At 69.5% G+C, this 26,115-nt stretch carries 28 protein-coding genes; 19 read left to right on the forward strand and 9 right to left on the reverse strand.

The window, feature by feature from the left end; all coding sequences use genetic code 11:
• Positions 1-29 precede the first annotated feature (29 nt).
• Positions 30-1,100: a DUF475 domain-containing protein gene (locus tag P6281_RS02200; protein WP_009953618.1), complete on the forward strand. Its 1,071-nt coding sequence runs from the start codon at positions 30-32 to the stop codon at positions 1,098-1,100.
• 209 nt (positions 1,101-1,309) lie between these two features.
• The gene (locus P6281_RS02205; RefSeq protein WP_438362663.1) at positions 1,310-2,392 is read left to right on the forward strand and encodes an IS110 family transposase; all 1,083 of its coding nucleotides are present in this window, start codon (positions 1,310-1,312) and stop codon (positions 2,390-2,392) included.
• Between the two features lie 405 nt (positions 2,393-2,797).
• Here P6281_RS02205 and P6281_RS02210 read toward each other — a convergent pair whose 3' ends face one another.
• Positions 2,798-3,286, reverse strand: coding sequence for an inorganic diphosphatase (locus tag P6281_RS02210; RefSeq protein WP_008263447.1), 489 nt, complete (start codon positions 3,284-3,286; stop codon positions 2,798-2,800).
• Between the two features lie 115 nt (positions 3,287-3,401).
• Between P6281_RS02210 and dacB the strand changes: the two genes are divergently transcribed.
• The 4 genes from dacB to hpt are packed head-to-tail and all read left to right on the forward strand — an operon-like array spanning position 3,402 to position 7,442.
• Positions 3,402-4,787 carry a D-alanyl-D-alanine carboxypeptidase/D-alanyl-D-alanine endopeptidase gene (gene dacB, locus P6281_RS02215; protein ID WP_029384489.1) on the forward strand — a complete coding sequence of 462 codons (1,386 nt, stop codon included), beginning with the start codon at positions 3,402-3,404 and terminating at the stop codon, positions 4,785-4,787.
• Positions 4,784-5,839, forward strand: a complete 1,056-nt coding sequence (locus tag P6281_RS02220; protein WP_014383736.1) for a zinc-dependent metalloprotease — start codon at positions 4,784-4,786, stop codon at positions 5,837-5,839. The genes dacB and P6281_RS02220 overlap by 4 nt, the downstream gene beginning before the upstream one ends.
• Complete coding sequence (gene tilS, locus P6281_RS02225; RefSeq protein WP_014378969.1) at positions 5,818-6,780, forward strand: tRNA lysidine(34) synthetase TilS; 963 nt, start codon at positions 5,818-5,820, stop codon at positions 6,778-6,780. Before P6281_RS02220 ends, tilS begins: the two co-directional genes overlap by 22 nt.
• 50 nt (positions 6,781-6,830) lie before the next feature.
• Positions 6,831-7,442, forward strand: a complete 612-nt coding sequence (gene hpt, locus P6281_RS02230) for a hypoxanthine phosphoribosyltransferase (protein WP_008263453.1) — start codon at positions 6,831-6,833, stop codon at positions 7,440-7,442.
• Positions 7,443-7,502: 60 nt separating this feature from the next.
• On the opposite strand, the gene P6281_RS02235 is transcribed toward hpt, so the two are convergent.
• From P6281_RS02235 to P6281_RS02245, 3 genes are all read right to left on the reverse strand, one after another.
• A complete protein-coding gene (locus P6281_RS02235; protein WP_014383737.1) occupies positions 7,503-8,246 on the reverse strand; it encodes an SIMPL domain-containing protein in 744 nt (247 codons plus the stop codon).
• Between the two features lie 82 nt (positions 8,247-8,328).
• Positions 8,329-8,544, reverse strand: a complete 216-nt coding sequence (locus P6281_RS02240; RefSeq protein WP_014383738.1) for a hypothetical protein — start codon at positions 8,542-8,544, stop codon at positions 8,329-8,331.
• Between the two features lie 102 nt (positions 8,545-8,646).
• A complete protein-coding gene (locus P6281_RS02245) occupies positions 8,647-9,450 on the reverse strand; it encodes a helix-turn-helix domain-containing protein (RefSeq protein ID WP_014383739.1) in 804 nt (267 codons plus the stop codon).
• Positions 9,451-9,854: 404 nt separating this feature from the next.
• Between P6281_RS02245 and P6281_RS02250 the strand changes: the two genes are divergently transcribed.
• Positions 9,855-10,154 carry a PE family protein gene (locus tag P6281_RS02250; RefSeq protein ID WP_014383740.1) on the forward strand — a complete coding sequence of 100 codons (300 nt, stop codon included), beginning with the start codon at positions 9,855-9,857 and terminating at the stop codon, positions 10,152-10,154.
• An 11-nt stretch (positions 10,155-10,165) separates the two neighbouring features.
• Positions 10,166-11,404 carry a PPE family protein gene (locus P6281_RS02255; RefSeq protein ID WP_014383741.1) on the forward strand — a complete coding sequence of 413 codons (1,239 nt, stop codon included), beginning with the start codon at positions 10,166-10,168 and terminating at the stop codon, positions 11,402-11,404.
• Positions 11,405-11,408: 4 nt separating this feature from the next.
• Here P6281_RS02255 and P6281_RS02260 read toward each other — a convergent pair whose 3' ends face one another.
• Genes P6281_RS02260 through P6281_RS02275 form a run of 4 tightly spaced genes read right to left on the reverse strand, consistent with a single transcriptional unit; the run spans position 11,409 to position 16,203 of the window.
• Positions 11,409-12,992: an HNH endonuclease signature motif containing protein gene (locus P6281_RS02260; protein ID WP_014383742.1), complete on the reverse strand. Its 1,584-nt coding sequence runs from the start codon at positions 12,990-12,992 to the stop codon at positions 11,409-11,411.
• Positions 12,993-13,025: 33 nt separating this feature from the next.
• On the reverse strand, positions 13,026-14,039 hold the full coding sequence (locus P6281_RS02265; RefSeq protein ID WP_009957412.1) for a zinc-binding dehydrogenase: 1,014 nt from the start codon (positions 14,037-14,039) through the stop codon (positions 13,026-13,028).
• Positions 14,039-15,226, reverse strand: a complete 1,188-nt coding sequence (locus P6281_RS02270) for an LLM class flavin-dependent oxidoreductase (RefSeq protein ID WP_008263461.1) — start codon at positions 15,224-15,226, stop codon at positions 14,039-14,041. Before P6281_RS02270 ends, P6281_RS02265 begins: the two co-directional genes overlap by 1 nt.
• Entirely contained in the window at positions 15,226-16,203 is a 978-nt protein-coding gene (locus tag P6281_RS02275; protein WP_232065646.1) for an alpha/beta fold hydrolase, read from the reverse strand. The genes P6281_RS02270 and P6281_RS02275 overlap by 1 nt, the downstream gene beginning before the upstream one ends.
• 51 nt (positions 16,204-16,254) lie before the next feature.
• Between P6281_RS02275 and P6281_RS02280 the strand changes: the two genes are divergently transcribed.
• Positions 16,255-16,668 (forward strand): VOC family protein, encoded by a 414-nt coding sequence (locus P6281_RS02280; RefSeq protein WP_014378978.1) that lies wholly within the window; start codon positions 16,255-16,257, stop codon positions 16,666-16,668.
• A 23-nt stretch (positions 16,669-16,691) separates the two neighbouring features.
• Here P6281_RS02280 and P6281_RS02285 read toward each other — a convergent pair whose 3' ends face one another.
• Positions 16,692-16,811 carry a hypothetical protein gene (locus P6281_RS02285; RefSeq protein WP_014381724.1) on the reverse strand — a complete coding sequence of 40 codons (120 nt, stop codon included), beginning with the start codon at positions 16,809-16,811 and terminating at the stop codon, positions 16,692-16,694.
• A gap of 70 nt (positions 16,812-16,881) precedes the next feature.
• Between P6281_RS02285 and ftsH the strand changes: the two genes are divergently transcribed.
• The 10 genes from ftsH (at position 16,882) to panD (ending at position 26,113) form a co-directional block, all read left to right on the forward strand.
• Positions 16,882-19,314 (forward strand): ATP-dependent zinc metalloprotease FtsH, encoded by a 2,433-nt coding sequence (gene ftsH / locus P6281_RS02290; protein ID WP_324738601.1) that lies wholly within the window; start codon positions 16,882-16,884, stop codon positions 19,312-19,314.
• Between the two features lie 16 nt (positions 19,315-19,330).
• Positions 19,331-19,933, forward strand: a complete 603-nt coding sequence (gene folE / locus P6281_RS02295; RefSeq protein WP_014378981.1) for a GTP cyclohydrolase I FolE — start codon at positions 19,331-19,333, stop codon at positions 19,931-19,933.
• On the forward strand, positions 19,930-20,781 hold the full coding sequence (folP, locus tag P6281_RS02300; protein WP_085976422.1) for a dihydropteroate synthase: 852 nt from the start codon (positions 19,930-19,932) through the stop codon (positions 20,779-20,781). The genes folE and folP overlap by 4 nt, the downstream gene beginning before the upstream one ends.
• Positions 20,774-21,163 (forward strand): dihydroneopterin aldolase, encoded by a 390-nt coding sequence (gene folB, locus P6281_RS02305; RefSeq protein ID WP_008263472.1) that lies wholly within the window; start codon positions 20,774-20,776, stop codon positions 21,161-21,163. Before folP ends, folB begins: the two co-directional genes overlap by 8 nt.
• Before the next feature lie 64 nt (positions 21,164-21,227).
• Positions 21,228-21,746 carry a 2-amino-4-hydroxy-6-hydroxymethyldihydropteridine diphosphokinase gene (folK, locus tag P6281_RS02310; RefSeq protein ID WP_008263487.1) on the forward strand — a complete coding sequence of 173 codons (519 nt, stop codon included), beginning with the start codon at positions 21,228-21,230 and terminating at the stop codon, positions 21,744-21,746.
• Entirely contained in the window at positions 21,746-22,222 is a 477-nt protein-coding gene (locus P6281_RS02315; protein WP_008263488.1) for a DUF3180 domain-containing protein, read from the forward strand. Before folK ends, P6281_RS02315 begins: the two co-directional genes overlap by 1 nt.
• Before the next feature lie 86 nt (positions 22,223-22,308).
• Positions 22,309-23,733 carry a DUF6779 domain-containing protein gene (locus P6281_RS02320; protein WP_014381726.1) on the forward strand — a complete coding sequence of 475 codons (1,425 nt, stop codon included), beginning with the start codon at positions 22,309-22,311 and terminating at the stop codon, positions 23,731-23,733.
• 114 nt (positions 23,734-23,847) lie between these two features.
• Complete coding sequence (locus P6281_RS02325; protein WP_008263492.1) at positions 23,848-24,759, forward strand: Rossmann-like and DUF2520 domain-containing protein; 912 nt, start codon at positions 23,848-23,850, stop codon at positions 24,757-24,759.
• Positions 24,756-25,694, forward strand: coding sequence for a pantoate--beta-alanine ligase (gene panC, locus P6281_RS02330; RefSeq protein ID WP_008263493.1), 939 nt, complete (start codon positions 24,756-24,758; stop codon positions 25,692-25,694). Before P6281_RS02325 ends, panC begins: the two co-directional genes overlap by 4 nt.
• On the forward strand, positions 25,694-26,113 hold the full coding sequence (panD, locus tag P6281_RS02335; RefSeq protein ID WP_008263496.1) for an aspartate 1-decarboxylase: 420 nt from the start codon (positions 25,694-25,696) through the stop codon (positions 26,111-26,113). Before panC ends, panD begins: the two co-directional genes overlap by 1 nt.
• The last annotated feature ends 2 nt before the right edge of the window (positions 26,114-26,115 follow it).

A 26,115-nucleotide genomic window follows, 5' to 3' on the forward strand; every position in this document is an offset into this window, starting at 1 on the left:
CTAATGTGAGCCGCTGTCGGAAAGGACCCATGGCCGCCTACCGCGTCTTCGGTGTTTCGCTGTTGCTCACCGTGGTGGCCCTCGTGCTGGGGTACGCCCACGGTGGCCTCGAGGATCTCTTCCTGCTGCTGGTGTTGGCCGTCCTCGAGGTGTCGCTGTCGTTCGACAACGCCATCATCAACGCCGCGATCCTGAAGCGGATGAGCCCGTTTTGGCGGCAGATGTTCTTGACCGTCGGGATCGTCATCGCCGTGTTCGGGATGCGTTTGTTGTTCCCGTTGGTCATCGTGTGGGCGACCGCGGGGATCGGTCCCGTGCGGGCGATGGAACTGGCGCTGCATCCGCCGCCGAACGGCGCGCTGGAGTTCGCGGACGGCTCGCCGAGCTACGAGAAGATGATCCTGTCCGCCCATCCGCAGATCGCGGCCTTCGGTGGGATGTTCCTGTTGATGCTGTTCCTGGACTTCGTCTTCCACGACCGAGATATCAAGTGGCTCAAGTGGATTGAGGTTCCGTTCGCCCGCATCGGGCGACTCGGCCAGGTGTCGGTGGTGGTGGCCGGCGCCACGCTGGTGCTCGTCGGCTCGCGGCTGACGCATTCGGCCGACGAGCGTGCCACGGTGTTGACCGCCGGGGTGCTGGGCCTGGTGACCTACCTGGTGGTCAACGGGTTGAGCCGCGCGTTCCGGCCGGCCAACGTCGAGGGCATGACGGTCGGCGAGGCGGTCGGCAGGGCGGGTTTCACCCTGTTCCTCTATCTGGAGGTGCTCGACGCCGCGTTCTCGTTCGACGGGGTCACCGGCGCCTTCGCGATCACCTCGGACCCGATCGTCATCGCGCTGGGGCTCGGGTTGATCGGCTCGATGTTCGTGCGGTCCATCACCATCTACCTGGTCAAGCAGGAAACCCTGGACCGGTACGTCTACCTGGAACACGGCGCGCACTGGGCGATCGGCGCGCTGGCCGTGATCATGCTGGGATCCATCGATCCGGGTTTGCAGGTGCCCGAGGCGGTCACCGCCTCGGTGGGTGTGGTCTTCATCGGGGCGGCGCTGGGCTGGAGCCTGCTGCGCAACCGGCGCAGGGCGCGGGCGAGCTAGTGGCGATCGCAAGCGCGGCGAAGCCGGGCGCGGCGGGTCGCCACCATCGGGCTAGTGGCGATCGCAAGCGCGGCGAAGCCGGGCGCGGCGGGTCGCCACCATCGGGCTAGACGGTATGAGGAGGCTGGGGCCTCGCCACATGTGAACGTGGGTTGCTGTCAGGAAGTTGGTCCTGGCCAGTAGAGCCACAGATGTGGATGGAGGCCCCAGTGAAGATTCAGCGTACGAGTGTTGGGTTGGATGTGCACGCCCGATCGGTGGTCGGGTGTGGGTTGGATGGGGATACCGGGGAGGTATTCGAGCGGCGGTTGACCCCCGACCGTGGTGAGATCGCAGCATGGCTAAGGGATCTTCCGGGCCCGGTGGCGGTGACCTATGAGGCGGGTCCGACCGGGTTCGGGTTAGCCCGGGCGTTGGATGCCGCGGGCATCGCCTGTGTGGTGGCTGCGCCATCGAAGTTGATTCGCCCGACGGGTGACCGAGTCAAAACCGATGCCCGCGACGCCGCGCATCTGGCGCGGTTGTTGCATCTGGGCCAGATCACCGAAGTGACGGTTCCCAGCATCGAGCAGGAAGCGGCGCGGGATTTGGTGCGGGCCCGCGAGGATGTCCGTGGGGATTTGATGTCTGCTCGGCATCGACTGTCGAAACTGTTGTTGCGCCAGGGGATCGTCTATTGCGGTGGACGAGCCTGGATCCGTGAGCATCAGCGGTGGTTGCGTCGGCAGCGGTTCGACAGTGCCGCGCTGCAGCTGGCCTACGACACCGCTTTCGACGCGATGCTGGCCACCCTCGAGCGCCGGGAGCGCCTCGATACCGCGATCGCCGAGATGGCCGCTGATTCGCGGTTCACCCCGGTGGTGACCCGGCTGGGGTGTCTGCGCGGGGTGTCCACGCTGACCGCGTTCGGGCTGGCCGTCGAGATCGGGGACTGGTCTCGGCTGACCGGGCGCAGTATCGGCGCCTATCTGGGGCTGGTGCCAAGCGAGTACTCCTCAGGAGCGACGCGAACCCAGGGCGCGGTGACCAAGACCGGCAATGGTCATGCCCGCCGCCTGCTCATCGAAGCCGCCTGGCATCACCGAGCCCCCTACCGGCCCGGCGCGGTGATGCGCCGCCGCTGGGATGCCGCATCCCCAGCCGCCCGCGCCCGCGGCCAGGCCGGCAACCGGCGCCTGCATGAACGCTGGATGCGATTCGATGAGCGCAAGAAACGCTCCGTGGTGGCCAACGCCGCGATCGCGCGTGAGCTGGCCGGATGGTGCTGGTCGCTGGCCGTCCTCGAGGACTAAGCGGCCCACAAACGTCCAGATGAGCAAGCAGATGTCGGCAAGCGTCTTGGAGTGACCCGCGTCGCCGCTATGAGCAATCACGTTGCACCACAACCGATCACGCTCGACATCTAGACAAGCGGACCGCTCCGACTCGAAAGTCCCGTCCTGCGGTAACCAACCCGCGTATATCAGACTGACACGCGTCGACACGACACGCTCGACACCTCAACGCTCATCTGGTCAACGAAGCGGCGGCCTCGACGACGGTTGCGGCCGCCGCTTCACCCTGCCCCTTGACAAAATGACTCACATATCAGTGGCGATCGCAAGCGCGGCGAAGCCGGGCGCGGCGGGTCGCCACCATCGGGCTAGTGGCGATCGCAAGCGCGGCGAAGCCGGGCGCGGCGGGTCGCCACCATCGGGCTAGTGCCCCTCGGCCTTGAACCGGTCCACCGAGCGCTGAATCTCGGCCTCGGCCTCCGCACGGCCGACCCAGTCCGCCGCCTTGACGAACTTGCCCGGCTCCAGGTCCTTGTAGTGCACGAAGAAGTGCTTGATCACGTCCAGCTCGAACTCGGGCACGTCGCCGATGTCCTGGATGTGGTCCCAGCGGTGGTCGCCGGCCGGCACGCACAAAACCTTGTCGTCGCCGCCCTTTTCGTCGGTCATCCGGAACATGCCCACCGGGCGGGCCTCGACGATCACCCCGGGAAACACCGATTGCGGCAACAGCACCATGGCGTCCAGCGGGTCGCCGTCCTCGCCGAGGGTGTCCTCGATGTAGCCGTAGTCGGTCGGGTAGCCCATCGCGGTGTACAGGTAGCGGTCCAGACGCACCCGTCCGGTCTCGTGGTCGATTTCGTATTTGTTCCGCTGGCCCTTGAGGATCTCGATGGTCACGTCGAATTCCACCGCGTCGGCTCCTTGTCTGGGTGTCTGCATGGGCAGGCCAATTTTGCTCTGCTACACCCTAGTCGAGCCCATCGGCGCCGATTCGGCAGAATGGGTTCAGACAGTCAGGAGAGTGATGGCCCGTACTCGCTGGCAAAAATCCACCCCAGTGTTGATCGGGTTGGGCGTGCTGGCGTTCGTTGCTGCCGTGGTGGTGGCGGCGACGTTTTTCACCACGACCGGGCACGGCGCGGGCAGCGCGCGCGCCCCGATCCCGCCTCCGCACGCGCCCACGGTCAAGCCCGGCATGGTCCCGGTGAGCGACACCGCCGAGTTACCCAGCGGGCCCGGCGTGGGCGCCGCGCTGGCACCGGTGGCGGGCGATCCCAACCTGGGCAGGCTCGGCGGCCGGATCACCGACGCCCTCACCGGAAAAGAGCTGTGGCAGGTGGCCGACGACATGCCGCTGGTGCCGGCGTCGACCAACAAGGTGCTGACGGCCGCCGCCGCCCTGCTGACGTTGGACCGCCAGGCCCGGATCAGCACCCGGGTGGTCGCGGGCAGCCAGAACGCCCAGGGCCCCGTCGTGCTGGTGGGCGCCGGCGATCCGGTGCTCTCGGCGGCGCCGCCCGGGCAGGACACCTGGTACCGCGGCGCGGCCCGCATCAGCGACCTCGTCGAACAGATCCGGCGCAGCGGGGTGACCCCGACCGCGGTGCAGGTGGACACCTCGGCGTTCAGCGGCCCGACGATGGCGCAGGGCTGGGATCCCGCCGACGTCGACAACGGCGACATCGCGCCGATCGAGTCGGTGATGATCGACGCCGGGCGCATCCAGCCGACCACGGTCAACTCCCGGCGGTCCCGGACGCCGGCGCTGGACGCCGGCCGCGAGCTGGCCAAGGCGCTGAACCTCGATCCCGCCGCGGTGACGATCGCGACGGCGCCGTCCGGGGCGCGGCAGCTGGCCGTCGTGCAGTCGGCGCCGTTGGTCCAGCGACTCTCGGAGATGATGGACCACTCCGACAACGTGCTGGCCGAATGCATCGCCCGTGAGGTGGCGGCCGCGATCAACCGGCCGCGCAGCTTCGCCGGCGCGGCCGACGCGGTGACCAACCGGTTGAGCACCGCCCACGTCGACACCGCGGGCGCGGCGCTGCTGGACTCCAGCGGGCTTTCGGTCGACGACCGGCTCACGGCGAAGACGCTCGACGGGGTGCTGCAGGCCGCCGCCGGGCCCGACCAGCCGTCGCTGCGGGCGCTGCTGGACCTGCTTCCGATCGCCGCCGGCAGCGGGACGCTGGGCGACCGGTTCCTCGACGCCTCGACCAGCCAGGGCCCCGCCGGCTGGCTGCGGGCCAAGACAGGCTCGCTGACGAACATCAACGCGCTGGCCGGGGTGCTCACCGACCGCAGCGGCCGGGTGCTCACCTTCGCGTTCATCTCCAACGACGCGGGCCCCAACGGCCGCAACGTGATGGACGCGCTGGCGACCCGGCTCTGGTTCTGCGGGTGCTCATGACGCCGGCGTCGGAACTGACGCTGGGCACCGCCGTCGACTGGCAATTCGCGGCCACGGTCGGCCGGCGGCTGGCCCGGCCCGGGCCACCGTCCAGCGACTACACCCGGCGCCAGGTGATGGACGAACTGGTGGACGCGGCCGCCAAGGCCGAACCCCTGGTCCGTGACGTCACCGGCCTGGTCGCGGATGGTGCCGTGCCCGCCGCGCGCATCGTCGACCGCCCGGAATGGGTCGCCGCCGCGGCCGAGTCGATGCGGGTGATGATGAACGGCGCGGAGAAGCCGCGCGGGTTTCTCACGGGCCGGGTCACCGGCGCGCAGACCGGCGCCGTCCTGGCCTACGTCTCGTCGGGGATCCTCGGCCAATACGACCCCTTCGCCACCGATAACGGGGCCAGGGCCGGCTGCCTGCTGCTGGTGTACCCGAACGTCATCGCCGTCGAGCGGCAGCTTCGGATCGAGCCGTCCGATTTCCGGCTGTGGGTGTGCCTGCACGAGGTCACCCATCGCGTGCAGTTCACCGCCAACCCGTGGCTGCCCGACTACATGTCGCAGGCGCTGGGCCTGCTGACCCGCGACGCCGGTGACGACCTCGGGGAGGTGGTGAGCCGGCTCGCCGACTACGCCCGCAATCGCGGCAATCAGAACTCCGACGCCAACTCGGCGGGCATCCTCGGTCTGGTGCGGGCGGTGCAGTCCGAGCCCCAGCGCCACGCCCTGGATCAGCTGCTCGTGCTGGGCACGCTGCTGGAGGGCCACGCCGACCACGTCATGGATGCCGTCGGGCCGATCGCCGTGCCGTCGGTGGCCACCATCCGCCGCCGCTTCGACGAGCGCCGCCACCGCAAGCAACCGCCCCTGCAGCGCTTGCTGCGCGCACTGCTGGGACTCGACGCCAAGCTCAGCCAATACACGCGCGGCAAGGCGTTCGTCGACCACGTCGTGGGCCAGGTGGGCATGGCGCGATTCAACGCCATCTGGGCGGGGCCCGAAACGCTGCCGCTGCCCATCGAGATCGAAGAGCCCCAGCGATGGATCGACAGGGTGCTGTAGGCCGGCTGCGCGCGGCGGTCGAGGCGTTCGTCAAGACGCACCTCGCCGCCGTCGACCAATGGTGCGTGGCCCTGTCCGGTGGCCCGGATTCGTTGGCGCTGACCGCGGTGGCGGCCCAGCTGCGGCCCACCACCGCGGTGGTGGTGGACCACGGCCTGCAACCCGGCTCGGCCGACGTCGCCGAAGCCGCCCGGGCGCAGGCCGTCGCACTGGGATGTGTTGCGGCGCAAGTGATTCGGGTGCAGGTCGGCACGGAGGGTGGTCCCGAAGCCGCGGCCCGCGCGGCCCGCTACGCCGCGCTGGCCGCCTACCACGACGGCCCGGTGCTGCTCGGCCACACGCTCGACGACCAGGCCGAGACGGTGCTGCTCGGGCTGGGCCGGGGGTCCGGCGTGCGCTCGATCGCCGGGATGCGCCCCTACGATCCGCCGTGGTGCCGGCCGTTGTTGGGGGTCCGGCGTGCGGTGACGCACGACGCGTGCCGGGAGCTGGGCCTGACCGCATGGCGCGATCCGCACAACAGCGACCCCCGCTTCACCCGGACCCGGTTGCGTGCCGAGGTGTTGCCGCTGCTCGAAGACGTGCTCGGCGGGGGCGTCGCCGAGGCGCTGGCCCGCACCGCGACCGCGCTGCGGGAGGACGGCGAGTTGATCGACACGCTCGCCGCCCGGGCGCTGCCCGGCGCCAAGGCGGGCGATGGGCTACGGGTCTCGGCGCTGGCGACGCTGGACGCGCCCGTGCGGCGGCGCGTGATCCGGGCCTGGCTGCTGGCGGGCGGCGCAACGGGGCTGACCGACAAGCAGATTCGGGGGGTCGACACCCTGATCACCGCGTGGCGCGGCCAGGGCGGCGTGGCGGTGGGGTCGTCCGTGCCCGACGAGCGGTTGTTCGCGGGCCGCCGCGACGGCGTTTTGACGCTGTGGCGCGAACCGGTCGGCTGACCGCAATATCGGGGCCGCCGTTGGTTATCCGCCCGCCGGCGTGGCACTCTGTGGGCGTGGCCCAGATCTCCTCGGCGATCACCCCCGCCCAGCCCGCGGAGCTCTACCCCGGGGATATCAAGTCTGTCCTGCTGACGGCGGAGCAGATTCAGGCGCGAATCGCCGAACTCGGCCGCGAAATCGGGGAGCACTACCGCGACGCCGCGAGCGAGACCGGCCAGGACCTGCTGTTGATCACCGTGCTCAAGGGCGCCGTGATCTTCGTCACCGACCTGGCCCGCGCGATCCCGGTGCCGACGCAGTTCGAATTCATGGCCGTCAGCTCGTACGGATCATCGACGTCCTCGTCGGGTGTGGTGCGCATCCTCAAGGACCTGGACCGCGACATCCAAGGCCGCGATGTCCTGATCGTCGAGGACGTCGTGGACTCGGGCCTGACCCTGTCGTGGCTGCTGCGCAACCTCAAAACGCGGCATCCGCGGTCGCTGAAGGTGTGCACGCTGCTGCGCAAGCCGGACGCGAAGGGAGCCCACGTCGACATCGCCTACGTGGGCTTCGACATCCCGAACGACTTCGTCGTCGGCTACGGCCTCGATTACGACGAGCGCTACCGCGACCTGTCCTACATCGGCACCCTGGACCCCAGGGTCTACCAGCAGTAGCTCGCGGCGATCGCAAGCGCGGCGAAGCCGGGCGCGGCAGGTCGCCGCCATCCGGCCGGCTCAGTCCAGCTCCCACACGGCGGTGACCGAGAAGTTCACGGTCTGCTGGCCGGGCTCGAGCGGGACCATCGACGGCATGGCCCGCGGCGTCGGCGTCCCGACCGGCGGGGGGTTGCCGGTGGCCTCCGAGATGGACAGCACCCGGCCCAGCCGGAGCCCGGACAGCTGGGCGTACTGCTCGGCGCGGCCCTTGGCGTCGTTGAACGCCCGCGTGCGGGCGTCCTTGACCAGCTGCGAATCGTCGGCGATTGAATAGCGGACCGACCTGATCCGGGTGGCGTCGCCCCCCGTGCCGACGACGAGGGCCAGCAACCGCGACGCGGCGTCGGGTGGGTGGATCTTGACGGCGACGGCGTTGGTGGCGCGGTATCCGCTGATGTCGGCCGTGCCGCTGGGGCCGGGATTGTTGTACTGCGGCGCCAGGGTGACCTCGGTGGTGCTGATGTCCTTGTGGTCCACGCCGGCGCCGAGCAGCGCGTTGATGACCGCCTGCTGACGGTCGTTGGTCTGGTTCATCGCGGTGGTGACGTCGGGGGCGGTGAATTCGATACCGACGTCGGCGGTCAGCGTGTCCGGGACGCCTTGCACCTGCCCGGTTCCCAAAACCGTTACCTGGCGCGGGTTGGCGCCCGGGTGCGACGGGCTGGGCTCGTCGCATGCCGACGCCGCCGCGACGGTCAGGCCGGCCGCGGCCACCGCGATCGATCGGCGGACAAGGTTCGAGGCGTTGGTTGCGACCGGCATGCCTGGCACCCTAGCCCCTGGCCCCGCCGTCCGTGTTGTGGATTTCCGGTCAAGTGGTCGGTGCCGTGGCCCGGTTCCCGGCTCAGCCCGGCTCGTGGATGCGAATAATGATGTGCGAGAGCCAGTTTGACACCAGCACCATGGCGACGAGCAGGACGATGACCACCACCAGGGGCAGCTCCAGGGCCAGGCTGAGCCATATCAGGGCGGGTGTTGCCACCGGACCCGCCATGAACCCGGCCAGCACCGCGACCAGTTCCATTGCGCCGGGATGCGTTTCGGGTGTTGCTTGCGTCATGTCAGGACAGCCGGACGGGAAGTATGGCTCATGCGTCAAATGTTGCGGCGGCCGAGCGCTTGCATCCAGGACGCGTTGTTCCTGGTAGTGCCACACCCAGGCTCAGTCGGCGCCCAGGCGCAGCATGGCGGCCTCCGATGGCGAGCCGGATTCGGCCCAGTAAGCCACCAGCACGTGACCGGTCCCCGGCAGCACCATTTGCTGGTAGTTGAGCCGCAGCGCGCCGACCTCCGGGTGGTTGATGCCCAACCCTCCGGCGACTTCGTGCCTGACATCGTGGCGGGCCCACTGCTGGCGAAACCGCGGGCTGTGCTCGATCAACTCGTCGACCAGGTTGATCAGGGCCGGATCGGGACGCTGGCCGTACGTCGCGCGGAGCAGCCGGACCGCCCACGCGGTCAGCAACTTCCAGTCGCGGTACAACTGCGGCGAGCGCGGATCGAGAAACAGTTCCCGCACGGCGTTGGACCCGACCCGCAAGTGCGGTGACAACGCCGCCGCCGCCCGGTTCGCGACGACGACCGTCATGCCGGGGTCGACGACGATCGCGGCCGCCCGTGGAAAACCGTCGAGCAGATCACGGAGGCCCGGATTCAATTGCTGCAGTGGCGCAATGCGCTCGGCCGATCCATGGCGCATGAGGTTTCGCATGTACACCACGGCGTCGTCGTCCAGTCGCAGCGCCCGGGCGATCGAAGTGAGCACCTGATCGGAGGGGTTGGTTTCGCGGCCCTGCTCGAGGCGGAGGTAGTAGTCGGTGCTGATGCCGGCGAGCACCGCGACTTCCTCCCGGCGCAGGCCGGCGACCCTGCGGCGTTCGCCCTCAGGCAGGCCGACCTCGCTGGGCCGGACCAGGCTGCGGCGCGCGCGCAAGAACTGCGCCAGAGCGGAACCATTGGCGGCCAAGGCAGTCAGCCGGTGAATGCGTCGCGCGCCAGCATCGGTGTTCCGTCCCGTCAAGCTGCGGATACCTGCGTGGGCAGCATAGCCAGCGGGCGGATCCTGTCGGGAGGGGGGTCGTCCGGCGCGGGCTCACCGGTACCCCTAGCAAAGCAAAATCGGCGCTGCGGTGCGCTCATATACGAACATATATGACTCCAATCATATTGGATTACCGCGATATTCATGCCGAACCCAAAGAGTCGCAGCGGACGCGTCCAGCTAAATGAATAGTTGTCCAACCGGTTATGAAATAGCCGGCCGCAGGCTGTCATCACCCGAGGTCACCGGCCTAACGTGACGAGCGTCGGACTCGGCGCCGGTGATCGTCGCTGAAAGCTGGTTAATTGAAAGGGTTTTGAGGACTCACCATGTCTTTTCTGATGGCAAGGCCGGAAATTCTCGATGCGGCTTCGCGTGAGCTGCACGGCATCAATGCCGCAGTGCAGGAAAACAATTCGGCGCTCGCCGTGGCGACGACGGCGGTGGCGCCCGCCGCCGCCGATGCGGTGTCGATCCTGACGGCCGCCCGGTTCTCCCGGCATGGACAGCTCTTCCAGGAGATCAGTGCGCAGGCGGCGGCGGTTCGCGAGCAGTTGGCGACGACGCTTGGCATCAGCGCCGGTTCGTATGCCGCCACGGAACTCGCCAACGCCGCCGCGGTCGGTTAGGCGAGGACACGATGCTGGATTTTGCGCAGTTGCCGCCGGAGATCAATTCCGCGCTGATCTATTCGGGGCCGGGTTCGGGGCCGTTGCTGCTCGCCGGCGCGGCGTGGGGCGGCCTGGCCGCCGGCCTGCATTCCGCGGCTTCGTCCTACGGGTCGGTGATCGCGGGCATCGAGGGCGGCCCGTGGCAGGGGCCGGCCGCGACGTCCATGCTCACCGCGGCCGTGCCGCAAGTGGCGTGGCTGAGCGCCACGGCCGGACAGGCCGAACAGGCGGCGAACCAAGCGGTGGCGGCGGCGGGTGCTTACGAGGCGGCATTCGCCGAAACGGTGCCGCCGCCGGTGATCGCGGCGAACCGGGCGTTGCTGATGGAGTTGCTGGCGACGAACTTCCTCGGGCAGAACACCCCGGCGATCGCGGCCACCGAGGCGCAATACGGCGAGATGTGGGCCCAGGACGCCGCCGCGATGTACGAATATGCCGGCGCGTCGGCGGCGGCCGCGACCTTGCCCGCGTTCGAACCGGCGGCGCCCACCACGGATCCGGCCGGCGTCGCCGGTCAGGCCGCCGCGGTGGCCCGGGCCGCCGGTACGAGCGGGAGCGACAGCGCGCAGGGGCTCGACGCGGTGCCCCAGACCCTGTCGGCGCTGGCCGGGCCGACCAACACGTCCCCGTCGCCGGCCAATCCCACACTGTCGTTCGGCGGGATCGGCATGAACCCCGAGGGCGACGGCATTGTCGTGGGGGGCCCGTTGGGGGATCTGTTGGAGGGCCTGACCGGGTCGCAAACCCTCGATGCCAGCACGCCTTTCGACGCATTCATCCGGTTGATTTCGCCGACGCGGTTGTTCACCACGGCGTTCAAGGACATCCAAAGTCTCGCGCAGGGCTTCATGCCCGCCGCGAAGTCCGCCGCCGAGGGCGTCGCCAAGGCCGCGGAAGCGGCCCTTCCCGCCGTTTCGGGTGCGGGCCTGGGCTCGATCGGCGCGATCGGCGGGGCCGTCGGCAAGGCGGCATCGATCGGCGGATTGGCGGTGCCCGCCGCCTGGGCGAGTGCGGCCCCGGCACCGCCGATCGCCGTGGCGCTCAATGGTGCCACCGCCGCGGGAGCCGTCGAACGTGCCACGAACGCGGTGGGCGGGGTGCCGATGGTGCCCGCCGCTGGGGCGGGGCGCGGCGTCGCGGCCCACTTCGTCACTCCCCGATACGGTTTCAAGCCCACGGTCATCGCGCAGCCCCCCGCGGGTGGGTGACGCGTCAGAAGGGTGGTTCGTCGGGTAGGGGCTGCAGGGTGGGTTGGTCGGGTTCCCAGTCCGGGGGCAGTTCTTCCGGTTCTCGGGGGTCGTTGACCCAGGTGCAGTAGGGGCTGGTGCTCGGTGTTCCCTTGAACAGGAACAGCATGTCGCGCATGTGGTTTCGGAACTTGCGGGCCGCGATCTCGTCTTTGCGATCCTGTTCGAGCCGGCGGCGGGCCGCGTTGATCGGGCGCTGCTCGCGATTGTGGGTGCGCGCCTGGGTGATCCGCGCGCTGCGCTGCCGTGATCGGCTGCGTCGCCTCGGCTCGGGGGCGGCGCAGGCCGGGGCGCGCCCCGCCGGAAACAGATCCGCACCCGCCGGCGAGGTCCGGTAGATGTTGCCGGTCGGCGAAGTCCAGACCACGGTTCCATCGGCCAACTGTTTGTCGCGCCAGCCCCCGAAGGTTTTGAGCCGATGATGCTGGCGGCACAGGCATTTCAGGTTCTCCGCGACGGTGCGCCCACCCGCCCGCGGATCTTGATGGTTGAACGGAATGGTGTGGTCGATATCGCAGATCATCGCCGGGCGGGAGCATCCGGGAAAGCGGCAGGTCAGATCACGGCAGCGCACGAACCGTTCCAGCCCCGCCGGCGGTTGATAGCGCAAGGCCTCGACCGGACTGGTCACCGGGTTGGCCACCAGCACCGACGCGGCGGCCGCCAACCGGCGCACCTGCTCGGCATCGATGACCCCATAGCCCTCCAGATAGCCGGGCCCGGCGCCGACGGCGTAGACGGTCTGTTCGCCGGCCATCACGCTGACGACCACCCGCGCCCCGGTCGGCTCACCTTCGCGAGCGTGCTCGCCGGCCCGGGTGGGGCAGTCGGCTTGCCCACACGCACAGCCCAACCGGCGGCCCTCGGCCAGCGCCGACAGTGCGTCGGCGCGGCGCTGATCCATCGTCCGTGGATCGGCCGGGCACACCTGCTTGGCGAGTTGGGACAGCCGGCGATCAAAGGCCGTCGCGGCGGCGGCGGCCACCGAACCGCGGATCTCGGCCATCCCGTTGTCCGCGGCGCTGATGGCGACGTAACGGTCCTCCTCGGCGGCCACCCGACGCTCCCGGGCGGCGTCGGGATCGGCGACCCGCACCGCGGCATCGACGGCGTTGACGATCCGCTGCCGCGACCAACCGTGCCAATTCCCGATCCGGGCGGCCAACGACTCATCGAGCTGGGCGATCACCTCCCGGTCGGTGACCAGATCGGTGCGGGTGATGACCAAACGCACCGTGCGCCAATCCGTTCGCCCCTCGGCCAACAGCGCCGCCACCCGCGGCAGGCGGGTATCGAGCGCCTCGGCGTGCGACACCAGAAAACTGGCACCCATCGCAGACAGGTTCATCACCGCGGCGACCTCGGCGGCGGTCTGCTCGAAACCGTCGATCTCGGCGTACTCCCGATCGGCCCCGTCGGCAGTGGCCACCCGATGCCGCAGCAGCGCCGCCACCGCCGCCAACCGCCGCGCCACCAGCATCGACTCCTCCCGATGCGTGGACTCGATCACCGCCACCAGAGCGGCGGGATCCGACGGTACTTCGAACATGCGTTCGATTATAGGCGGGGCCCCTGACAAGTTTCAGGGCGTGACGAGAACCTTGCAGTGCCGCTCGGGGTCGGCCAGGTCGTCGAACGCCGCCCCGACCGCATCCAAGCCCACCTCGCCGGTGATCAGCGGGCTGACGTCGATGTCGCCGTCGGCCAGCGCGCGCAACGAGTCGCCGAACTCGTCGGGGGTGTAGGCGAGCACGAACTGCACGTTGATCTCTTTGGCGATCGCGAAGAAGGGATGCACTGTGTCGGGTTGCATGCACACCCCGGCAACCACCAGTCGGGTGCCCGGCCGCGCGCGGAGCAGCACGTCGTCGATGATGCCGGGCACCCCGACGGCCTCGAACACCACCGCGGGCTTGACACTGTCGAAGGGCGAGCCCTGCGCCGGATCCAGCGTCTGGTGAGCTCCCATCGCGGTGGCGAGTTCCCGTCGCTTCGGCGAAAAGTCCGCCGCCACAATGGTTTCGACGCCCTTGGACCGAAGGGCTGCGACGATGGCGATCCCGATCGGGCCGCAGCCCAGTACCAGGGCCGTCTCCCCGGGCGCGACGTTGGACTTGTTGACGGCATGCAATCCCACCGCCATGGGTTCGGTCAGTGCTGCGTGTTTGAAGTCCAGGCCATTGGGGACGGGCAGCAGTAGCGGCGCGGACAACAGCATCCGTTCGGAGTAGCCGCCGATTGTGCTGTTGCTGTACACAATTGGCTCGACGCCCTTGGCGGACAACAGCACCGGCAGCGAGGTGACCAGGGTGCCCGGTGGATGGGTCTCGGTGTCGGGGCCGGCTTCGAGTATCTCGGCGCTGAATTCGTGACCCATGAAGATGTCGTGGTCCAGGTCGACGTGCATGCCACCGCCGCCACCGGCCGCCCGTTCGGTCATTTCCAGCACCTGGGCGCCGTGGGCGGCGAAATGCAGGTCGCTGCCGCAGATTCCGCATGCCCGCACGCCGACGAGCACCTGCCCGGCTTCGGGGATCGGGTCGGGCACGTCGTCGCGGTAGACCATGCGACCGTCGCGCAACACCGAGGCGCGCATCAGTGCACCGCGTCTTTCTGTTCGTCGACGTGCTCGGTGATGGCCTTGACCACGGCCTCGCCGGCCCGGCCGATCAACTGGTCACGTTTGCCTCTGGCCCAGTCGTGCGATGCGCGGGACGCTTCGAGTTGACGTTTGAAGTGGGGAATCACCTTGCGCGCCATCAGGTCATAGCAGCGGTACGTCGCCTCGGGCGATGCCCAGTCATGGCCGAGCATCAGCAGGGTGCCGAAGCCGCCGGAGCGGTCGAGCAGGTCTTCGATGTGGGCGATGGCGTCCTCGGGCGTGCCGATGCAGCAATTCCCCTTGGCCGCGTAGTCCGCGACGAACTCGTGTGGCGTCTGGGTGCCTTCCACGCTGTTGGCCAGCGGGACGAATCCGGCGGCGCCGAAGTAATTCGCGAAATCCTGCAGCCCGTAAGTGCAATCGTCGATGGCCTGCTCGCGGCTGTCGGCGATGTGCATGATGCTCAGGACGCGCCAGTTGCCGCGGTCGGGCTCGTCCCGTCCGGCCTTTTCGGCCTGCTCGCGCACCACGTCCCAGGTGGTTTCCAGCGCCGCGTAGCCGCCGGGCACCGACATCGACAGCGACAGCAGCGAGGTGCCCAGCGCGCCGGCCAGCCGCGGACCGGACGGCGAAATCATTGCCGCCGTGGAGATTTCGGGGTAAGGCCAGGTGTAGGGCCGGATGTGCAACTGCGCGTCGCGCAGGGTGAACCAATCGGAGTGGCGGTCGATCCGTTCGGTGGGTGCGGCCCGGAACAGCGCCAAAATGGCCTCGAGGGATTCCTGCATCATCGGTCGCTGTTCGACGGGATCGATGCCCATCATGTAGGCGTCCGACGGCAGCGCACCCGGGCCGGTACCGAACATGACCCGGCCGCGGGTCAGGTGATCCAGCAGCACCCAGCGATCGGCGACCATCAGCGGGTGGTGATAGGGCAGCGAGACCACTCCCGTGCCCAGCCGGATGTGTTTGGTCCGCTCGGCCGCCGCGGCGATGAATACCTCCGGACAGGCGATCAGCTCGTAGCCGCCCGAGTGGTGTTCGCCGAACCACGCTTCATCGAACCCGAGGCGATCCAGCGCGACGACGCGTTCCATGTCGTACTCGAGTGCGACCGTTGGGGATTGGCCGACGGGGTGAAACGGCGTGATAAAGACACCGAAACGCAGGGGCGCGCTCATCAAAGCTCCAATCCGTTGAGGAATTCCAGTAAGGCCGCATTCACCTCGCCGGGGCGCTCCTGCTGCAGCCAATGCCCGGCGCCGTCGATCATCACCTGTCGGTACGGACCGGAAATCGCCTCCGCGGCGCGGTCGGCGCGGGTGAACGACAGGACCGGATCGGCCGTCCCGCCGATGAACAGACACGGGACCGAAATCTTGACGCCGTCGAGTTCGGGCGTGGTCTCCCAGTTGCGGTCGAAATTGCGATACCAGTTCAGCCCGCCGGTGAAGCCGGTCCGCGAGAATTCGGCGACGTAGTGGTCGAGCTCGTCCTGGCTTATCCAGTCCGGCAGGCCGTCCGGTTCGCCAAGGCGTTCGACGAAACCCGCCGGACCGGGGCTGGCCATCCGCACCAGCGCATCCTTGCCGTCGGTTCCCAGGCTGCCCATCATGCGACGGATCACCCGGGCGGGATCGGCGTTCAATTCGGCGTCGGCGACACCGGGCTCCTGAAAGTAGAGGATGTAGAAGAAGTTCTCGCCGAACATCTTTCGCCACGCCTTCGTCGGCGCTACGCGCGGGCGCGGCGTCACGGGCACGCTGAGCGCGGCGACGGCCGCGACCCGGTCGGGGTGCAGCAGCGGGGCGTTCCACACCACGGCGGCACCCCAGTCGTGCCCGATCCACACGGCACGCTCGGCGCCGACGTCGTCGAGCAAACCGACCAGGTCTCCCGTCAACTGGTGAATGTCGTACGCCTCGACGGCATCCGGGCGATCCGAACCGCCGTAGCCGCGCTGATCGGGCGCCAGCACGTGGTAGCCGGCTTGCGCGAGGACGTCTATCTGGTGGCGCCAGGAGTAGGCCAGTTCGGGAAAGCCGTGGGCCAGGATCACCACGGGTGCGCCGCGGTCGCCCGCTTCGGTCACCCGCAGCCGCACACCATTGGTATCTACTAACCGTTGGGTTGGGGGCACCGTCTCACCAAAGCACAACGGTTGCGCACTGAGAAGGGTCTCTTTGGCCCCGCGCAGCATAATTTGTGCATGCGATTGGACCACGTAGTTCTGTGGACGAAGGATCCGCGCGCGGCGATGGACTTCTACTCGAGGGTGGTCGGGCTGGCACCGGTGCGGTTCGCCGAGTTCGAGGCCGCCGAGGCGCCTTTCCCCAGCGTGCGGGTGTCCGAGGATTCGATCATCGACCTGATGCCACTCGAGATGGCTTCCGGTGCGGTGTCGTCCGCGGTGGCCGAAGGAAGCGCCGGCCAACCGGTTAACCACGTCTGCCTTGCCCTGTCGAAGGCCGAATACGACGCGCTCGACACGCGCCTGCAGGCCGAGGGCGTGGACACCAGTGCCCGGCTGAACCACAGCTTCGGCGCGCGGGGCTGGGCGCCGCAGGGATTCTATTTCGCCGATCCCGACGGGAATGTGGTCGAGGCGCGCTACTACGAGTGACGCGACGCGGGAACCGCCCGTCGTTAACTGAACAGGGTGGTGGCGACCCGCTGCGCCCCGGCGCTGCCGGAGCTGGCGATCGCCGCGGAGCAGATGGTGGCGACCCGCTGCGCCCCGGCGCTGCCGGAGCTGGCGATCGCCACAGGCGGTAGCCTGGACTTTTCCAGCTGCGTGTATATCGGGGAAGGACCTGGCCGGCAAGGCCGATGATTGATGAACCGGAAAAACGTTATTCGCACCATCACGGCGATTGCTGTCGTGGTGCTGCTCGGCTGGTCGTTCTTCTATTTCAGCGACGACACTCGCGGCTATAAGCCCGTCGACACGTCCGTGGCGATGTCCCAGATCAACGGCGACAACGTCAAAAGCGCGCAAATCGACGATCGCGAGCAGCAGCTGCGCCTGACCCTGAAGAAGGGCAATGGCGACACGGACAACTCCGACAAGGTCATCACCAAATACCCGAGCGGGTATGCGGTCGACCTCTTCAACGCGCTGACCGCCAAGAACGCGAAGGTCAGCACCGTCGTCAACCAGGGCAGCATCCTGGGCGAGCTGCTGGTCTACGTCCTGCCGCTGCTGCTGCTGGTCGGGCTGTTCGTGATGTTCTCCCGCATGCAGGGCGGCGCCCGGATGGGCTTCGGGTTCGGCAAATCGCGCGCCAAGCAGCTCTCCAAGGACATGCGCAAGACCACGTTCGCCGACGTCGCCGGCGTCGACGAGGCGGTCGAGGAGCTTTACGAGATCAAGGACTTCCTGCAGAACCCCGGTCGCTATCAGGCGCTGGGCGCCAAGATCCCCCGGGGCGTGCTGCTCTACGGTCCGCCCGGGACCGGCAAGACGCTGCTCGCCCGCGCGGTGGCGGGCGAGGCCGGCGTCCCGTTCTTCACCATCTCCGGCTCAGACTTCGTCGAGATGTTCGTCGGTGTCGGTGCGTCCCGGGTACGCGACCTGTTCGACCAGGCCAAACAGAACAACCCGTGCATCATCTTCGTCGACGAGATCGACGCCGTTGGCCGCCAGCGCGGCGCGGGCCTGGGCGGCGGGCACGACGAGCGCGAGCAGACGCTGAACCAGTTGCTGGTCGAAATGGACGGGTTCGACCCGCGGGCCGGCGTGATCCTGATCGCGGCCACCAACCGGCCCGACATCCTGGACCCGGCGCTGCTGCGGCCCGGCCGCTTCGACCGGCAGATCCCGGTGTCCAACCCGGACCTGGCGGGCCGCAAGGCGGTGCTGGAGGTGCACTCCAAGGGCAAGCCGATCGGCCCGGATGCCGACCTCGCCGGGCTGGCCAAGCGGACCGTCGGCATGACCGGCGCCGACCTGGCCAACGTCATCAACGAGGCGGCGTTGCTCACGGCCCGGGAGAACGGCACCGTCATCACCAGCGCCGCCCTGGAAGAGGCGGTGGACCGGGTGATCGGCGGCCCGCGCCGCAAGGGCCGCATCATCAGCGAGCAGGAAAAGAAGATCACCGCCTACCACGAAGGCGGCCACACCCTGGCGGCCTGGGCGATGCCCGACATCGAGCCGATCTACAAGGTGACGATCCTGGCGCGAGGCCGCACCGGCGGGCACGCGGTGGCGGTGCCGGAGGAAGACAAGGGGCTGCGGACCCGCTCGGAGATGATCGCGCAGTTGGTGTTTGCCATGGGCGGGCGCGCCGCGGAGGAGCTGGTCTTCCGGGAGCCGACCACCGGCGCGGTGTCGGACATCGAGCAGGCCACCAAGATCGCGCGTGCCATGGTCACCGAATTCGGGATGAGCTCCAAACTCGGTGCGGTCAAATACGGTTCGGAACACGGCGACCCGTTCCTGGGCCGCACCATGGGAACGCAGGCGGACTATTCGCACGAGGTCGCCCGCGACATCGACGACGAGATCCGCAAGCTGATCGAGGCCGCGCACACCGAGGCGTGGGAAATCCTCACCGAATACCGCGACATCCTCGACACCCTCGCCGGCGAGCTGCTGGAAAAGGAAACCCTGCACCGGGCCGAACTGGAAAGCATCTTCTCGGGCGTCGAAAAGCGCCCGCGGCTCACCATGTTCGACGATTTCGGTGGCCGCATCCCGTCGGACAAGCCGCCCATCAAGACCCCCGGCGAGCTGGCCATCGAGCGTGGCGAGCCGTGGCCGCCGCCCACCCCCGAGCCGGCGTTCAAGGCGGCCATCGCGCGGGCCAGCGAAGCGGCACGGCTGGAGGCCGACCGAAACGCCAACGGCGGCAACGGTTCTCACGGCGGTCAGGCCAGCGGTAAGGGTGCGCCGCACGGGCCCACCCAGCCGGACTACGGCGCGCCGGCGGGCTGGCGCGCGCCGGGATGGCCGCCGCAAGCGCAGCAACCGCAGCAGCAGCCGAACTATTGGCATCCGCCGGCGCAGCCGCCACAGCAGCCCTATTGGCAGCAACCGGCGCCCAGTTATCCGGGCCCGCAGCCCTATCCCGGTCAGCAGGGCCACGCCGGCCACCAGCAGGGCTATCCGGGCGGGCAGGGTCGTTCCGGCCAGCAGGGCCAGGCGCAGCCGTCGTACCCGCCGTACCCGCCGTATCCCCCACCGGGACAGCCCTCCCAGGAGGGTGGCTCGCCCGACCGGCAGGATGACGACGTGAGCCGGTCCAATCCGCCGGCCCACGGCTGAGCAAACGGAGGATTCGATGGCACTGCCGGACACCGCGATGTCCAAGATGCGGGTCTTCGACCAGGACCGTGCCGAGGCCGCGGTCCGCGAGTTGCTGTGCGCGATCGGCGAAGACCCGGACCGGCACGGGCTGCGGGAAACCCCGGCCCGCGTCGCCCGCGCCTACCGGGAGATGTTCGCCGGGCTCTACACCGATCCGGACAGCGTGTTGAACACCATGTTCGACGAGGATCACGACGAGTTGGTGCTGGTCAAGGAAATCCCGCTGTACTCCACGTGCGAACACCACCTGGTGTCGTTCCACGGGGTGGCCCACGTCGGCTACATCCCGGGCAACGACGGCAGGGTCACCGGCCTGTCGAAGATCGCGCGACTGGTCGATCTGTACGCCAAGCGGCCCCAGGTGCAGGAACGGCTCACCAGCCAAATCGCCGACGCCCTTGTGAAAAAGCTCAATCCGCGCGGTGTGATCGTCGTGGTCGAGGCCGAGCACCTGTGCATGGCGATGCGCGGTGTCCGCAAGCCCGGAGCGACGACCACGACCTCGGCGGTGCGCGGAATATTCAAAACGAACGCCGCTTCTCGAGCCGAGGCGCTCGACCTCATCCTGCGGAAGTGAGCCTGGCGCCTGTGCAGGTAATGGGAGTTCTGAACGTCACTGACGATTCGTTCTCCGACGGCGGCCGCTATCTCGACCCCGACAAAGCCGTGGCACACGGATTGGCGCTGGCCGCCGACGGCGCCGACATCGTCGACGTCGGGGGAGAATCCACCCGTCCCGGTGCCACGCGCGTCGACGCCCGTGTCGAGGCCTCCCGGGTCGTCCCCGTGGTCAAAGAGCTTTCCTCGCAAGGCATTACGGTGAGCATCGATACCATGCACGCCGACGTCGCGCGGGCGGCGCTGTGCAGCGGCGCGCGGATCGTCAACGACGTGTCCGGCGGCCGGGCCGATCCCGCCATGGCGCCGCTGCTGGCCGAGGCGAAAGTGCCTTGGGTGCTGATGCATTGGCGCTCCGTGTCGGCGCAGCGTCCGCACGCGGCCCCGGACTATCGTGACGTGGTCGCCGAGGTGCGCGCCGAGTTGCTTGCCAGTGTCGACGCCGCGGTGTCCGCCGGTGTCGATCCCGCTCAGCTGATGATCGATCCGGGGCTGGGATTCGCCAAGACGGGACAACACAATTGGGCGCTGCTGCATGCGCTGCCGCGATTGGTCGCCACCGGGATCCCGGTGCTGCTGGGCGCGTCGCGCAAACGGTTCCTCGGTACGTTGCTGGCCGGGCCCGACGGTTCGCCGCGGCCCCCCGACGGGCGTGAGACGGCGACCGCGGTGATTTCCGCGCTCGCCGCGCTGCACGGGGCCTGGGGGGTACGGGTGCACGATGTGCGCGCCACGGTCGATGCGCTCAAGGTCGTGGCGGCGTGGAACGACGAGACGCACACTGGGCTGGCTGAACACGATGGCTGATCGAATCGAGTTGCGCGGGTTGAAGGTTCGCGGGCAACACGGGGTTTTCGACCACGAACGCGCGAGCGGGCAGGACTTCGTCGTCGACGTCACCGTGTGGATCGATCTGGCGTCGGCCGCCGCCACCGACGACCTGACCGACACCTACGACTACGGCGCGCTGGCCCGGCTGGCGGCCGACGTCGTGGCGGGACCCGCGCGAAACCTGATCGAGACCGTCGCCGCCCAGATCGCCGATGAGGTGATGGACGACGAACGCGTGCACGCCGTCGAGGTGGTGGTGCACAAGCCGCAGGCCCCGATCCCGCAGCAGTTCGCCGACGTCTCGGTGGTGGTGCGGCGGTCCCGGCGCGGTGGCCGGGGTTCGGTGGTGCCGTTATGACGCGTGTTGACGACGATGATGCCGGCTCGGTCCTGTGCGGAGCCGGGATCGAGGAGTGGCGCGGATGACCAGAGTGGTGTTGTCCATCGGGTCCAACCTGGGGGACCGGCTGGCGCGGTTGCAGTCGGTCGTCGACGGGCTGGGGGACGCGGTGCTCGCCGTGTCACCGGTGTACGAGACCGACCCCTGGGGCCGGGTCGATCAGGCGCCGTTCCTGAACGCGGTGCTGATCGCCGACGACCCGGCCTGCGACGGGCAGGGCTGGCTGGCCCGGGCGCAGGAGTTCGAGCGCGCGGCGGGCAGGGTCCGCGGCGAGCGCTGGGGGCCGCGCACCCTCGACGTCGACCTGATCGCCTGTTACGGGCAAGCTGAGGTGACCTCGCGGGAGAACAACCTGACGCTCCCGCATCCGCTGGCCCATTTGCGGGCCTTCGTGCTGATCCCCTGGCTGGCGGTCGACCCGGACGCTCGGCTGACGGTCGCCGAAGGGCCGCGTCCCGTCGCGCAGTTGCTGGCCGAACTGGAGCCCGCCGACCGTGCCGCCGTACGGCGCTCCGACCTGACGCTCGAGCTCACAACCTGATGGGGCCCACCCGCAAGCGTGACCTGACGGCCGCGGTGGTCGGCGCCGCCGTGCTGGGTTACCTGCTGGTCAACGGCCTGTACCGGTGGTTTCCCCCGATCACGGTGTTGACCGGCCTGTCGTTGCTGGCGGTGGCCATCGGCGAGGCGCTGTGGGCGCGCTACGTGCGCGCCAAGATCGCCGACGGCGAAATCGGCCCCGGTCGGGGCAGGTTGCATCCGCTTGCGGTGGCACGCAGCCTGATGGTCGCCAAGGCGTCGGCCTGGGTGGGGGCGTTGATGCTGGGCTGGTGGGTGGGACTGCTGGTGTACTTCCTGCCGCGCCGGTCCTGGCTGCGGGCCGCCGCCGAGGACACCACCGGAACGGTGGTGGCGGCCATCAGCGCGCTGGCATTGGTGGTCGCCGCGCTGTGGCTGCAACATTGCTGCAAGTCCCCGTACGACCCGACCGAGCGCGGCGAGGGCGCCGAAACCTAGCGCCGATCGATCGGCGGATCAACCCAGGTGAGAATCGCCGGAGTAGGGCGACACGCGGATTGACCTCGCGCAGGTACAGTCAGGCCATGACCGTTCTGTCCCGCGGCGCCCGGGTGCGGCGCGGCGGCCGCAGGCCGGGGTGGGTGCTCTTGACCGCGTTGCTGGTCCTCGCGATAGGTGCCAGTTCCGCATTGGTTTTCACCAATCGGGTGGAACTCCTCAAGCTCGCTGTAATCCTGGCGCTGTGGGCCGCAGTCGCCGGCGCCTTCGTTTCCGTGCTCTATCGCCGCCAAAGCGACGCCGATCAAGCCCGCGTCCGCGATCTCAAGCTGGTCTACGACCTCCAGCTCGACCGGGAGATCTCGGCCAGGCGCGAATACGAACTGACCGTGGAGTCCCAGCTGCGTCGCGAGCTGGCCTCCGAGTTGCGCGCCCAGGCCGCCGACGATCTGGCCGAACTGCGCGCCGAGCTGAGCGCCTTGCGCACCAGCCTGGAAATCCTGTTCGACACCGACCTCGCGCACCGCCCCGCGCTCGGGACCGTCGAGAGCGAGCCGCAACCGGAGCGCGCCTACAGCGAGTGGGATCGCAACGGCGAGACCCCCCGCGACAACCCCGTCGATTGGGTGCCCAGCGATCGGGTCACTTCGGTGCCCCAGGACAACCCGCGCGGCCGCGCCGACGAGACGGCCATCATCGACGTCCCCGAAGAACCCCTACTGCCGCCCCGCCAACCGCCGCCACCCCGTCGGGAACGGCCCCGCTACCAGTACGAACCGCCCCAAGAACCCGCGTATCCGGCGCCGGAGCCGGCCTACGCCCCACCGCCGCCGGAGCCCCGGTTCGAACCCCGCCAGCAACCGCCACCGCAACCCGAACCCGAACCGCAGGCTCCGCCGGAGCCCGAACCACAGCCTGCGCCCCGGGCGGAGCGGCACCGCCAGGACTGGCAGCCGACGGCCGCGGAAGGCCAGTGGTTGCCACCCGGGACACCGGGCAGCAACTGGACCGGCGCCGACGCCCCCGGGGAACCGGCGGGCGGGCGGCGGCGCGCCCGGCATTCGGGCCCCGACGAGTCCCGAGACGAACCTCGGGACGAAGCCCGGGACGAATACCGAGACGAAGCCTGGGACGGCCTGCCCGTCGAGCCCCTGCCCCAACCGCCCTACGCCGAGTCCGGCCGCCGGGCACGGTCACGCCATTCGGCGGAGTACCGCGACTACGGGGTGCGCAGTTTCGCCCCCGGCACCGAGCCACCGGCCCCGGCGCCGCCCCCGCCGCCCGAGCCCCCGGTGCAGCAGGGCCCGCCCGCCGGCGCGCCCCCGCCGCCGCGGCTGGCGCCGCCGCCGGCACCGGAGCACACGCCCCGGCACGGCGGTGATCCCCAGCGCGAGGACGCCGGCGCCGCCGGAGAGACCACCGCCACGGGCGGCCAGTCGGTGGCCGACCTGCTGGCCCGCCTGCAGGTGCAGCCCTCCGAGGGCGGCCGGCGTCGCCGCCGCGAAGGCTGAGCTGGGAGCTTCCTCACATTGGGAAACGCCTGGTGATCGACTAGAGTCTTGGTGACCGAACGGTACCCACCTGGTGGGACCGGAACGAACAAGAAATCTGTGAGGTCGTCTGCGATGGTGCAGTTCGACGGTCTGCGCCCGGCCAGGCTCAAGGTGGGAATCATCTCCGCCGGCCGGGTGGGCACCGCGCTCGGTGTCGCGCTGGAGCGCGCGGACCACGTCGTGGTGGCGTGCAGCGCCATCTCCCATGCGTCGCGGCAGCGGGCGCAGCGCCGCCTGCCCGACACCCCGGTGGCGACGCCGCCCGACGTCGCCGCCGGCGCCGAGCTGTTACTGCTCGCGGTTCCCGACAGCGAACTCGCCGGCCTGGTATCCGGGCTGGCCGCGACGTCGGCCGTGCGGCCCGGGACCATCGTGGTCCACACGTCCGGCGCCAACGGGGTGAGCGTCCTGGCGCCGCTGGCCGCGCAGGGCTGCATCCCGCTGGCGATCCACCCGGCCATGACGTTCACCGGCTCCGACGAGGACATCAGCAGGCTGCCGGACACCTGCTTCGGCATCACGGCGGCCGACGAGGTCGGGTACGCGATCGGTCAATCGCTCGTCCTGGAGATGGGCGGGGAGCCGTTCTGCGTCGCCGAGGACGCCCGCGTCCTCTACCACGCGGCGCTGGCCCACGCGGGCAACCACATCGTGACCGTGCTCGCCGACGCCCTGGAGGCGCTGCGCGCCGCGCTGCGGGGCAGCGAGCTGCTCGGCCAACAGTCCGTCGACGACCAGCCGGGCGGCATCGCCGAACGCATCGTCGGCCCGCTGGCCCGGGCGGCGCTGGAGAACACCCTGCAACGCGGGCAGGCCGCGCTCACCGGCCCGGTCGCGCGCGGCGACGCCGCCGCGGTCGCCGGGCATCTGGCGGCCCTGGCCGGGGTCGGACCCGAACTGGCGCAGGCGTATCGGGTGAACGCCCTGCGAACCGCGCAGCGCGCGCACGCCCCCCAGGACGTCGTGGAGGTGCTGGCGCCATGACCCGAGCAAAACCCCCGGCCTTCAAGGCGGGCGAACTCAACCTGTACCCGAACCCGCGTGATGTCACCGACGTCAGCCGCGCCCTGCGCCACACCGGCCGCCGGGTGATGCTGGTGCCCACCATGGGCGCGCTGCACGACGGCCATCTGGCGTTGGTGCGGGCGGCCAAGCGGGTGCCCGGCTCGGTGGTCGTGGTCTCGATCTTCGTCAACCCCCTGCAATTCGGCGCCGGTGAGGATCTCGACGCCTATCCCCGCACCATGGACGACGACCTCGCGCTGCTGCGCGCAGAAGGCGTCGAAATCGTCTTCGCCCCAACGGCCGCCGCGATGTATCCCGACGGGCTGCGCACCACGGTGCAGCCCGGACCGCTGGCCGCCGAGCTCGAGGGCCGCCACCGGCCCACCCATTTCGCGGGCGTGCTCACCGTCGTGTGCAAGCTGCTGCAGATCGTGCGCCCGGACCGGATCTTCTTCGGCGAGAAGGACTATCAGCAGCTGGTGATGATCCGCCAGATGGTCGCCGACCTCAACATCGACGCCCAGGTCGTCGGGGTGCCGACCGTCCGGGAATCCGACGGCCTGGCGATGTCGTCGCGCAACCGCTACCTCGACCCCACGCAACGCGAACTGGCGGTGACGCTTTCGGCCGCGCTGACTGCTGGCGCCCACGCCGCGCACCACGGCGGCGCGGCCGCGCTGGACGCGGCGCGCGCGGTGCTCGACGCCGTCCCCGCGCTCACGGTCGACTACCTCGAGCTGCGCGACGCCGGGCTCGGGCCGGCGCCCGCCCACGGTTCGGCCCGGCTGCTGGTCGCCGCCCGGCTGGGCACCACCAGGCTGCTGGACAACATCGAAATGCAGATCGAAACACCCGCCGGCACCTCAGGGCCGGACGGCAATCACGAATACGCCCAATCACCTTGGAGGAATTGATGCTACGGACGATGCTCAGGTCGAAGATCCACCGGGCCACCGTCACGCAGGCCGACCTGCACTACGTGGGCTCGGTGACCATCGACGCCGATCTGATGGACGCGGCGGACCTGCTCGAAGGCGAACAGGTGACCATCGTCGACATCGACAACGGCGCCCGCCTCGTCACCTACGCCATCACCGGCGAACGCGGCAGCGGCGTGATCGGGATCAACGGTGCCGCAGCGCATCTCGTCCACCCGGGCGACCTGGTGATCCTGATCGCGTACGGGACCATGGAGGAGGCGGAGGCCCGGGCGTATCGGCCGCGGATCGTCTTCGTCGACGCCGACAACAAACCGGTCGACCTCGGCCACGACCCGGCGTTCGTGCCCGAAGACGCGGCCGAGCTGCTGGATCCCCGGATCGTTGCGCGGTAGCC

The organism is Mycobacterium sp. 5-140-3-2 (assembly GCF_035666375.1).
Lineage (GTDB): Bacteria > Actinomycetota > Actinomycetes > Mycobacteriales > Mycobacteriaceae > Mycobacterium > Mycobacterium intracellulare.